Genomic DNA, 10487 nt, shown 5'->3' with positions numbered 1-10487 from the left:
GTGCAGCAGGGCAGCCTGACGGTCGAGCGGCAGCTGGGCGCGGGCGTGGTGGGGAGCGCGACTTATCTGATGAATCTGGATCGGCAGCTGCCGGATTCGGTGGATATTAATATCGCTCCGGCCACGGGGGTTGAGATGTTTCAGTTGCAGGGCGGGACCGGTGCGCCTGGTGTGCGTGATGGCGAGATGTTCGCCGCGCTGGTCTATTCGCAGCGCGTGGATGCCAGCTATGGCCCGGTGACCGATGTGGTCTCGGACGCGAATGCGAGCTACAACGCGCTGGTGATTGAAGCGCGGCGGCGCACCGTGGGCGGGCTTGAGTTTCGTGCGAGCTGGACGTGGTCGAAGGCGATCGATTTCGGGGAGAGCAATGGATCGACGCCGCGAACGAATGGTCAGTTCGATCCGTTCGATCTGCGGTATGACAAGGGGTTGTCGTCGCTGAACTATCCGCACAAGCTGGTGATGAGCGCGGTGTGGGAGCCGAAGGTTTCGAGCGGGCGGCGATGGCTGCGAGCGGCGGGGAGTGGATGGGCGGTGGCTCCGCTGTTTACGGAGCGGAGCGGGAGGCCATATAGCTTCAATATCTACGGTGGCAGGCGCTTGGCTGGCGGCCATCAGAGCATCAACGGCTCGGGCGGCGCGGTGTACCTGCCCACGGTGGGACGCAATACGCTGCGGCTGCCGGATGCGGCGAACCTCGATCTGCGCGTGAGCCGGACGCTGCGGGCGACGGAGAAGGTGCGCGTGAAGGGAGTGGCGGAGATCTTCAACGTGACCAACCGGGTGAACTATTCGGGCATCATGCAGCGGGCGTTTCTGGAGGGGACAGCGGTGAACGGCGTGACGCCACTGGTGTTTCAGAATGCGGCCACGGTGGCGGCCGAGGGGTTGAATGTGCAGCCGTTTGGGATGTTTACTTCGGCTTCGACGGGGCAGTTGGACGAGCGTAAGGTGCAGCTTGGGTTGCGGGTTGAGTTTTAATGTTCCTTGTTCGTCGCAGGTTCAGCGTGTTGCGCCCCAAATAATGAGGACTGCTGCTGGCCGGGTGCAGAGTCGGACCGTGTGGCGAAGCGGGTGGTGGGGAAGGCGCTGGGGTAGTTCTGCTGAATCCATGCTGTCATCTTTTCGCGGATGAGGCAGCGGAGGTCGAAGCTGGAGCTTGAGTCGGGGGTGCTGACCAGGCAGCGAATCTCCATGGTGTGTTCAGAGAGATTGGTGACTTGCAGACCGCAGACTTTTTTGTCCCACTGCGGGGCGTCCTTGACGATGATGTTCAATTGCTCGCGCAGGGCTTCGACCGGGACGGAGTAATCGACGTAGAGGAAGGCGGTGCCGAGAATGTCGGCGGACTCGCGCGTCCAGTTGGCGAAGGAGTTTTCGATGAAGTAGCTGAGCGGGACGATGAGGCGGCGGAGGTCCCATATTTTGATGACGACGTAGGCCGAGGTGATCTCTTCGATGCGGCCCCACTCGCCTTCGACGACGACGACATCGTCAATGCGGATGGGCTCGGTGAGGGCGATCTGCAGGCCAGCGAGAAAGTTGGAGGCGGTGGATTTGGCGGCGGTGGCGAGCACAAGGGTGGCGATGCCGGCGGAGGCGAGCAGGCCGGAGCCGTAGTGCCAGATGCGCGGGTCGTTGAAGGTCCAGAGCAGGACGCCGATGTCGATGACGATGACAAAGGTGATGAGCATGCGCCGGAAGACCTGAAACTGGGTGTGGATGCGCCGGGCGCGGACGTTGTTGGCGGCGGTGAGGTCGTACTTGCGCAGCATGACGGCTTGCAGGACGTAGATGCAGCCCACGACGAACCATCCCAGCGCGATGACCATCGCCATGATGAAGCCGTGTTGGAGAAGCTTGTCGATGTTGGCCGGGATGGGAAGGAAGGGCAGGACGAGAAGGACGCAGGTGAGCAGGAAGATGACACGTGCCGGGCCGCCGAGATAGCGTTGCAGGCCGAGACCCATGCCGAGTGCCTGGTTCTCCTTACGCTTGAGCACGCGGAAGATGACGTAATGCACCAGGTTCGCGATGACCAGCGCGGCACAGAAGAAGAAGATCGCAGAGAACCAGGGATGTTGGAAATGAAAGATCGAATTCATCTTTAGGCTTGGATGCGGCAAGCGCAGGAGGAGTGACCTGCGCGGGCGGGCGCTCGGGGAACAGACTTTGCGGCGAAGCCTAGAATAGAAGGGTGAGCTTTACGGAACAATACGATGTGGTCGTAGTGGGCGCGGGCCATGCCGGATGCGAGGCGGCGATGGCCGCGGCGCGCATGGGGCTGCGCACGGCGATCTTTACCCTGAACCTCGACCTGATTGCGCAGATGAGCTGCAACCCGGCAATCGGCGGAGTCGCCAAGGGGCATCTGGTGCGCGAGGTGGATGCGCTGGGCGGCGTGATGGGCGAGGTGGCTGACGCCTGCGGCATTCAGTTTCGGCTGCTGAATACGTCGCGCGGCCCGGCGGTGTGGTCCCCGCGGGCGCAGTGCGACAAGGCGCTGTATCGCGTGAAGATGCGCGAGGTGCTGGAGGGGCAGAGGAATCTCTTCATCAAGCAGGCCGAGGTGGTGGACCTGATTGTGGATGAGGTGGAGGGTTCGTCGGAGCGGATTGTGCGTGGGTTGAAGCTGCGGGATGGGCGCGTGATTCACGCGGCGGCTACGATCGTGACGACAGGGACGTTTTTGAATGGGCTGATTCACTGCGGCGAGCAGCAGTACACGGCGGGCAGAAGCGGCGAGCCTGCCAGTGTTTTGCTGGGTGAGAGCCTGAAGCGGCTGGGGCTGCGCGAGTGCCGTCTGAAGACAGGAACGCCGCCTCGGCTCGATGGCCGCACGATTGATTGGACCAAGTTTGAGGAGCAGCCGGGCGATGCCGATCCCACGCCGTTCAGCTTTCGCACCCGTTCGCTGCCGCTGCGGCAGATCATGTGCCACATCGCGCACACGACGCCGGAGACGCTGCGGCTGATCCGCGAAAATGTGCATCGTTCGCCCATGTATACAGGGCAGATCGAAGGCATTGGGCCGCGCTACTGCCCTTCGATTGAGGACAAGATCGTGCGCTTTCCCGAGAAGGCGAGACACCAGTTTTTTCTGGAGCCTGAGGGGTTGAATACGCACGAGGTCTACATCAACGGCATGAGCACGAGTCTGCCGATGGAGATCCAGGCGGCGATGGTTCACTCGATTCCCGGCCTTGAAAATGCAGAGATGCTGCGGCCCGGCTACGCGATTGAGTATGACGCGATTGATCCGACGGAGTTGGACCGGACGCTGCGGGTGAAGTCGATGCAGGGTCTGTATCTCGCCGGACAGATCAACGGGACGAGCGGCTACGAAGAGGCGGCGTGCCAGGGCTTGATGGCGGGCATCAATGCCGCGCTGGCGGTGCGTGGTGAGGACGGCTTTACGCTGGATCGGACGGAAGGTTACACGGGCATCCTGATCGACGATCTGATCAGCAAGGGGACCAACGAACCGTACCGCATGTTCACTTCGCGCGCGGAGTTCCGGCTGCATCTGCGGATCGATAATGCCGACCGCAGGCTGACTCCGCATGGGCGGCGGCTGGGGCTGATCGACGATGAGGCGTGGGCGGGTTATAAGGCCAAGCAGGCGCGTGCTGTGGCGTTTGAGAAGTTGCTGGAGACGGCTCGGGTGAAGACAGGTGAGCTTCCTGCGGAGCTGGTGGCGCGGCTGGATGGCGATGGCCTGCATGTTGCCGGGCAGACGTTCGCGCAGTTGCTGAAGCGGCCCGAGGTAGTGATAGAGGAGATTGCTCCTCTGCTTCGTGATCGGCTGGCGCTTGAAGGCGATGTGCTGGCGGGTTGGGTTGCGGCGATGGATGCGCACGATGCCCACATCTCAGAATCGAGATATGGGGCACCCAACTCTGAGACACCTGCATCCGTGGCGCGGCTGCCTGCGTGGGTTCGTAATGAGATGAAGACGGTTGAGACCGAGATCAAGTATGCCGGTTATCTCGACCAGCAACGGCGCTCGATCGAGAAGCTGCGTAAGGCCGAGAAGCGCTTGATACCTGACTGGTTCGACTATGCGGCCGTGAGCGGGCTGTCGACCGAGATGAAGCAGGTGCTGTCTCGCGTGCGGCCGCAGACGCTGGGGCAGGCCAGCCGCATCGCCGGAGTGACGCCTGCGGCGGTGACGCTGATTCATGGGTTTATCGAGATTCAGGGGCGGCGACGCAGTGCGGCGGCCCAACTTAATGAATCTGCGGCTGGTCTGAACGCGTATTAACCACAGCGGTTGCAGTGGAGGTTCGAGATGCAGACGGGCAAGATGGCGATGCGGCTGGGGTGGATAGCGCTGCTGGTGTTGGCAGTGGTTGCGGTGGCATGGCGGGGAATGCAGATGACGCAGGTGAGCGCCCAGGCGAAGGCTCCCGTGCCTGTCGTCGATGCGACCAAGGCGGCGGCTCCGGGCCATGAGACGGCAGTGTTCGCGGGGGGATGTTTCTGGGGAACGCAGTCGGTGTTTCAGCGAGTGAAGGGTGTGACGGCGACGACTGCCGGGTACTCCGGCGGCTCGGCCTCGACGGCGACCTACGCGCAGGTAACGACCGAGACGACAGGACATGCGGAGTCCGTGAAGGTCGTCTATGACCCGTCGAAGCTGACCTATGGGCAACTCTTGCAGATATTCTTCTCGGTGCATGACCCGACCCAGTTGAACCGGCAGGGGCCGGATGTGGGAACGTCGTATCGTTCGGCGATCTTTTACGCCAATCCCGAGCAGAAGAAGATTGCGACCGCCTACATCGCGCAGATGACCGCGGCGCATATCTTTTCGAAACCGATTGTGACGCAGGTGGTTCCGTTGAAGGGCTTCTACGATGCCGAGTCCTACCACCAGGACTATGCGACCAATAATCCGAACAATCCTTATATTCAGGTCTGCGACCGGCCGAAGATCGAGACGTTGAAGCGGGACTTTCCTGAGCTGTTTCAGAAGTACAAAGGGGAGTAGGCGAAGCTACTGGGTAACTTCGCCTTCGGGCTCGTCAGTGGGGTTGTCGATTTCGGCGGTGAAGCCTTCGAGCAGCCGCTCAAGAAAGGCGTCCTTGTCGACGGCCTGGCCCTGCAGCTCGTGGGAGAGGGCGATGTGGCGGGCCAGATCGGCGAGGACGATTCCCCAGGCGAAGGGGTCTTCCCAGGCTCCGCTGCGAATGCTAACGTGTTGACCCTGCTCGGCGATCCAGACGCGGAGCACCTCGAAGGAGGCTTTGTCGCGCTGGGCGGCGGCCGGAACGCTAAGAATTTTCTCTGATCCCATTCTGCACTCCGTGAAAAGAGGTATCTGCCAAGCCTATAGCATCTTCCCGTCCAACTTAACTGAAGAGTAAACTCTTACAAGTCTCCGCATTTCCTCTTTATCCACAGCGCCACCTTGAATCCAACGGCACTGTGTCACTAACTTCAAGACTCCTTATGGCTACCTATCCACAAATTGTCGGCGAGCAGGAACGGCCCGCATCTCTTCATGCGGAGATGACTATTCTCGGCGCCATGCTGGTCGAGCCGGTCGCGATCAATGACGCGACCATGCTGCTGAAGACTGACGACTTCGCGCTGGACTCGCACCGCAGAATTTATTCGGTGATGGTGCACCTGTCCGAGGTTGGCCACGCGGTCGATATCGTGACCGTGGGCGAGGAGCTGCGCAAGCGCAAAGAACTGGATTCAATCGGCGGCTTGCCCTATCTCGCATCGCTGAGCGAAGGCCTGCCGAGGAAGTTGAGCATCGAGAGCTATGTGCGCATCGTGCGCGACAAGAGCCTGATGCGGCAGTTGATGGCGGTGTGCGATCTGGGCATGATCGACGCGGCCGACCAGAGCCAGGAAGCGCTCGATGTTCTGAACAACGTCAGCGGAAGGCTGATGGAGATCTCGGAGCACGCCGTGACGGGCGGTTTTTCCGACATTGGCGATATCGTGAAGTCGTCGTTCGGTTCGATCGACAAGCTGTATGAGCAGGGCCGCGAGATCACCGGCCTCGCAACGCACTATATCGAATTCGACCGCATGACCAGCGGGTTGCAGGACTCAGAGTTGATCATCATCGCGGCGCGTCCTTCGATGGGCAAGACGGCGTGGGCGATCAACATCGCGCAGAATGCGGCGGTGCATAGCGGCAAGGTGGTCGCGGTGTTTTCGCTCGAAATGTCGAAGGAGAGCCTGCTGCGGCGTATGTTGGCGTCGGAGGCGCTGGTGAACTCGCGCAAGATTCAGACCGGATTTCTGCCCAAGGAAGACAAGGGCAAGCTGCTGGCCGCGCTCGAGCGATTGATGGAGTCAAAGCTGTTCATCGACGACACGCCGGGCATCACGATGGCGGAGATGCGCGCCAAGGCGCGGCGGCTGCAACAGCAGGAGGGGCGGCTCGACCTGATCGTGATTGACTATTTGCAGTTGATGACGGGTTCGGCGAGCGGCAGCCAGAAGAAGTTCGAGAACCGCACGCAGGAGGTCTCGTCGGTGTCGCGCGGGCTGAAGGCGCTGGCCAAGGAGATGAAGCTGCCCGTGATTGCGCTGTCGCAGCTCTCGCGTTCGAGCGAGCAGCGCGGCGGCGACAAGAAGCCAATGCTGAGCGACCTGCGCGAGTCGGGCTCGATCGAGCAGGATGCTGACGTGGTGGCGTTTATTCATCGCGACAGCTACTACAACAAGGACGAGAACGGCGACGAGGATCCGGAGTCGAAGGGCAAGGCCGAGATCATCATCGCCAAGCAGAGAAACGGCCCGACGGGCAGCGTGCATCTGGCGTATCTGGCGGATTACACGCGGTTTGAGAATCTGCAAGGCGAGGGTGGCGGCGGAGGCTACTGATCTCCTGCCTGGCTTATCCGTGCGATAGCCGCGCAAGGCCCAGAAATTGTTTCGAGTTATCTTCGCCGTACGAATCTCAAACCCTACTGACATAATGCTGTCAGCAGCCCCTGTTTATGCTTGGTCTCAAGTCAGCCGATTTTGAGGAGAGCGACATGAGCAACACGACCACCGTTCGCCAGAATGCCATCAACTGGTTCGAGATTCCTTGCGCAGATCTCGACCGCGCCACGACCTTTTACGAGACCCTGCTGGACGCGAAGATGCAGCGCCAAACCATCGGCGTCCCCATGTCCCTGTTCCCCGTCGATGAGTCCGGGACCGGAGGGACGCTGGTGAAACGGGTCTTCCATAAACCGGGTGCGACCGGCCCGATGGTCTACCTGAACTGCGACGGCGATCTCGACGCCGTGCTCGCCAGCGTTCCCAGGGCAGGCGGCCTTGTGCTGATGCCCAAGACCGAAGTCCCCGGCGGATACGGCCACTTCGCCTGCCTTCGCGATACCGAAGGCAATCACATCGGTCTGCACTCCCACTAAGATCACACTTATGCGACGTGCCGACCGACTCTTCCGCATCGTGCAGTTTCTGCGCCTCGGCCGTCTGCTGACGGCGCAGAAGCTGGCTGAGAAGCTCGAGGTCTCGCAGCGCACCATCTATCGCGACATTCAGGATCTTCAGCTTTCAGGCATGCCGATTGAAGGCGAGGCAGGAGTCGGCTATACGCTGCGACGCGATCACGACCTGCCTCCGCTGATGTTCACCCGCAGCGAACTCACCGCGCTGGTGTTGGGGATGCGGCTGGTCAGCGCGTGGGGCGGCGCGGAGAATGTGATTGCTGCCAATCAAGCGCTGCAACGGATCGAGGCGGTGTTGCCTGCGGAGCTGCGCAACGATCTCGACTCCATCCTGCTGTTTGCGCCCGGTGGCTTGCACATGGCGCAGCATCTGCGCGAACGAATCGACATCCTGCATGCGGCCTGCATCGCGAAGCGTGCCATCGAGTTTGGCTATGCTCGCGAAGACGGTGAGCGCAGCAACCGTGCGGTGCTGCCGTTGGCGCTCGCCTTCTGGAGCGGGGTGTGGACGCTGGCCTCGTGGTGCGAGCTGCGCAACGACTTCCGCGCCTTTCGCATCGACCGCATGGAGGACGTGCTTGTGCTGGAGCGCACCTTCGTTCCGCGCAAGGGGCAGACGCTCGAAGACTTTATCCGCGCGGCGACTCCGGAGAACGAGCGCCTGCCGGGACGCCAAAGTCTGGTGACGGGCGCCAATTAGCGCGGCGATTAGGATAGTAGCTGTGAAGAGCTGGATAGAGATCTCAGAAGAGCGACTGGTGGCGAACTACGCTGCACTCGCCAGGGTCGCGGGCGAGGATGTGACCGTGATGGCGGTCATCAAGGCCGATGCCTATGGACACGGCGCGAAGGTTTGCGCGCCGGTGCTGGCCCATGCCGGGGCCGTGTGGCTGGGCGTCACCGACGCCGACGAGGGAGTCGCGGTTCAGGCTTCGCTGGCCGGAGTTTCACCCGAGCATCAGCCGAAGATCCTGGTTATGTCGGGGCTGCTCGAAGACGATGCCGAGACGGTCGTGCACCACGGGCTGACTCCAGTGGTGTGGACGCGGCAGCAGATGCAGTGGCTGGCCGACGCGGTGGCGCGGCTGGGCGCGGAGCCGCTGGCGGTTCATCTGGAGATCGACACCGGAATGGCGCGACAGGGCGTTGTGCCCGGCGAAGAACTGCGTGGGCTGCTAGCCTGGCTTGCCGGACAGAGCGACCTGCGGCTGGAGGGCGTGATGACGCACTTCGCCTCGGCGGAGGTTGCGGACTCGCCGCTTACGCTCATGCAGCGGGAGCGGTTTGAGCAGGCGATGGCAGAGGTTGCTGCGTCTGGTCTGCGTCCGGTCTGGGTCCATGCCGGAAACTCTTCGACAGTCGATAACAGCGCCTCGAGCGGGCATGATCGCGGCGCGCTGATCTGGCTGCGCGAAGTTGCCGCGAGCGCTGGCGCACGGGCGATGGTTCGTAGCGGGATTGCGCTTTATGGATATTGTTTGCCGGTCGAAGGCGGCGGCGCGATGGTCGAGCCCGAGCTGCGTCCGGTGATGGCATGGAAGACCCAGGTGATCGGCGTGCGCGAGGTCAAGGTGGGTGACACCATAGGCTACAACGCCATCTATACCGCACAGAGGCCGATGCGGCTGGCACTGTTGCCGGTCGGCTATGCGGACGGGCTGCGGCGCGAGCTTTCGGGATCGGACGCCGCGTCGGGTGGATGGGGCATGATCGGCGGCCAGCAGGCGATGATCGTTGGCCGGGTCTCGATGAATCTTACGATTGCCGATGTGACCGGGATTGCCGGCGTCAACGTTGGCGACGAGGTGGTGCTGCTCGGCGATGGCATCACGGCGGACGACCATGCCCGGCTGGCGCATACGATTGCGTATGAGATCGTGTGCGGCATGAGGGCTGAGTCGCGGCTGGCGAGCTAGCGCATTCTTTGCACCTTGTTGCGCCTTGTCTCGCAGCCAGTTAAGATCGGCTAAAGAGAAAAGAGGGACGAGTTCATGGAATCCACCACAACGGCGCGGCGCACGGAAGATATCGCGCTCGATCTGCTGAAGTTTGTCGCAGCCCAGGCCAATGTCGGCAGCAAAGGCGGCGGTGCGACCGGCTTCGGCGTTGCCGCGACCGCAAAACCGGAGGACCAGGTGACTCACCTGCTCGAACTGTATGCGCGTTGCCGCCAGGCTGTCGAAGCTCCTATTAAATAAGTGGCAGGTACGAGTCCACTGCGTGTCGCTGTCGTCGGGGCTGGAGCCTTCGGGCGCAACCATCTCCGCGTCTATCGCGAGCTTCAGGATGCTGGCCACGAGGTTCAGCTTGTCGCTGTCGTCGATCAGAGTGCGGCGGTTGCGGCTGAGGCTGCGGCCAAGTTCGGCGTTCCTGGCTTCGATAGCGTTGCGGCCTGTCTGAGTTCGGTGGGCAGGCTCGATGCTGCTTCGGTCTGCGTGCCTACGGTGCATCATGCGACGGCTGCGGAGCTTTTGCTGGCTGCGGGCGTCGATCTGCTGGTGGAGAAGCCTCTGGCTGCAAACCTTGCCGATGCTGACCGGATTCTTGAGCTGGCGCGGAAGCATCAACGCGTTGTGCAGGCGGGACATCTGGAGCGGTTCAACCCTGCGGTGACGGCGGCGCGACGGCATCTGCACCGTCCCATGTTCTTTGAGGCGCACCGGCTGAGCGTGTTTACGCCGCGGTCGCTCGACGTGGACGTTGTGCTCGACCTGATGATCCACGATCTGGATATCGTGTTGAGCCTGGTGGCTTCGCCGGTGCGCGAGGTGCGTGCGGTGGGGCTGCCGGTGCTCTCGAACAAGGTGGATATCGCCAATGTTCGGCTGGAGTTCGAGAACGGTTGCGTCGCCAACTTTACCGCCAGCCGCGTGAGCACGGAGCGTGTGCGGAAGCTGCGGTTCTTTCAGCCGCATCAATATCTGTCGCTCGATTTTGCACGGCAGGACCTGCTGCTGATCGACGTGGCGGCTGCGGCTGGAATGGATCCCGCCCAACTTGCGGCGCTGGCTGCTATGTCGCAGGCCGCAGGGCAGCATCCTTCGGCGGGCCTCT

At 62.0% G+C, this 10487-nt stretch carries 10 protein-coding genes and 1 pseudogene; 9 read left to right on the top strand and 2 right to left on the bottom strand.

Features of this window, described 5'->3' with window-relative positions; genetic code table 11:
• Positions 1-984: pseudogene (locus tag VMU57_RS15785) on the top strand (hypothetical protein); the annotation flags it as partial.
• Here the strand turns inward: VMU57_RS15785 and VMU57_RS15780 are convergent.
• Positions 981-2108, bottom strand: a complete 1128-nt coding sequence (locus VMU57_RS15780; protein ID WP_325385108.1) for a mechanosensitive ion channel family protein — start codon at positions 2106-2108, stop codon at positions 981-983. The pseudogene VMU57_RS15785 and the gene VMU57_RS15780 overlap by 4 nt on opposite strands.
• A gap of 92 nt (positions 2109-2200) precedes the next feature.
• Here VMU57_RS15780 and mnmG point away from each other — a divergent pair, with 92 nt between their 5' ends.
• Together mnmG and msrA are read left to right on the top strand one after the other, a co-directional pair.
• Complete coding sequence (mnmG, locus tag VMU57_RS15775; RefSeq protein ID WP_325385106.1) at positions 2201-4267, top strand: tRNA uridine-5-carboxymethylaminomethyl(34) synthesis enzyme MnmG; 2067 nt, start codon at positions 2201-2203, stop codon at positions 4265-4267.
• A gap of 27 nt (positions 4268-4294) precedes the next feature.
• Entirely contained in the window at positions 4295-4996 is a 702-nt protein-coding gene (gene msrA / locus VMU57_RS15770) for a peptide-methionine (S)-S-oxide reductase MsrA (RefSeq protein WP_325385104.1), read from the top strand.
• A gap of 6 nt (positions 4997-5002) precedes the next feature.
• Here the strand turns inward: msrA and VMU57_RS15765 are convergent, their stop codons facing one another.
• Positions 5003-5302, bottom strand: a complete 300-nt coding sequence (locus VMU57_RS15765) for a DUF5076 domain-containing protein (protein WP_325385102.1) — start codon at positions 5300-5302, stop codon at positions 5003-5005.
• A 155-nt stretch (positions 5303-5457) separates the two neighbouring features.
• Here VMU57_RS15765 and dnaB point away from each other — a divergent pair, with 155 nt between their 5' ends.
• The 6 genes from dnaB to VMU57_RS15735 form a co-directional block, all read left to right on the top strand.
• Positions 5458-6855, top strand: coding sequence for a replicative DNA helicase (dnaB, locus tag VMU57_RS15760; protein WP_325385100.1), 1398 nt, complete (start codon positions 5458-5460; stop codon positions 6853-6855).
• Between the two features lie 155 nt (positions 6856-7010).
• Positions 7011-7394, top strand: coding sequence for a VOC family protein (locus tag VMU57_RS15755; RefSeq protein ID WP_325385098.1), 384 nt, complete (start codon positions 7011-7013; stop codon positions 7392-7394).
• Positions 7395-7404: 10 nt separating this feature from the next.
• A complete protein-coding gene (locus VMU57_RS15750) occupies positions 7405-8133 on the top strand; it encodes a YafY family protein (RefSeq protein ID WP_325385096.1) in 729 nt (242 codons plus the stop codon).
• Positions 8134-8155: 22 nt separating this feature from the next.
• Positions 8156-9349: an alanine racemase gene (gene alr, locus VMU57_RS15745; RefSeq protein ID WP_325385094.1), complete on the top strand. Its 1194-nt coding sequence runs from the start codon at positions 8156-8158 to the stop codon at positions 9347-9349.
• Between the two features lie 75 nt (positions 9350-9424).
• Positions 9425-9631 carry a hypothetical protein gene (locus VMU57_RS15740; protein ID WP_325385092.1) on the top strand — a complete coding sequence of 69 codons (207 nt, stop codon included), beginning with the start codon at positions 9425-9427 and terminating at the stop codon, positions 9629-9631.
• A partial coding sequence (locus VMU57_RS15735) for a Gfo/Idh/MocA family oxidoreductase (protein ID WP_325385090.1) occupies positions 9632-10487 on the top strand: 856 nt, incomplete at its 3' end.

The organism is Edaphobacter sp. (assembly GCF_035532915.1).
In the GTDB taxonomy this organism is placed as follows: Bacteria; Acidobacteriota; Terriglobia; order Terriglobales; family Acidobacteriaceae; genus Edaphobacter.
Note: the sequence above shows the minus strand (reverse complement) of the source record. Positions and strands in the feature narration are given on the sequence as shown.

Excerpts from the sequence above, each read along its gene's own strand:
- VMU57_RS15780 (WP_325385108.1), bottom strand. The coding sequence starts at position 2,108 with ATGAATTCGATCTTTCATTTCCAACATCCCTGGTTCTCTGCGATCTTC.
- msrA (WP_325385104.1), top strand. The coding sequence starts at position 4,295 with ATGCAGACGGGCAAGATGGCGATGCGGCTGGGGTGGATAGCGCTGCTG.
- VMU57_RS15765 (WP_325385102.1), bottom strand. The coding sequence starts at position 5,302 with ATGGGATCAGAGAAAATTCTTAGCGTTCCGGCCGCCGCCCAGCGCGAC.
- dnaB (WP_325385100.1), top strand. The coding sequence starts at position 5,458 with ATGGCTACCTATCCACAAATTGTCGGCGAGCAGGAACGGCCCGCATCT.
- VMU57_RS15755 (WP_325385098.1), top strand. The coding sequence starts at position 7,011 with ATGAGCAACACGACCACCGTTCGCCAGAATGCCATCAACTGGTTCGAG.
- VMU57_RS15750 (WP_325385096.1), top strand. The coding sequence starts at position 7,405 with ATGCGACGTGCCGACCGACTCTTCCGCATCGTGCAGTTTCTGCGCCTC.
- VMU57_RS15740 (WP_325385092.1), top strand. The coding sequence starts at position 9,425 with ATGGAATCCACCACAACGGCGCGGCGCACGGAAGATATCGCGCTCGAT.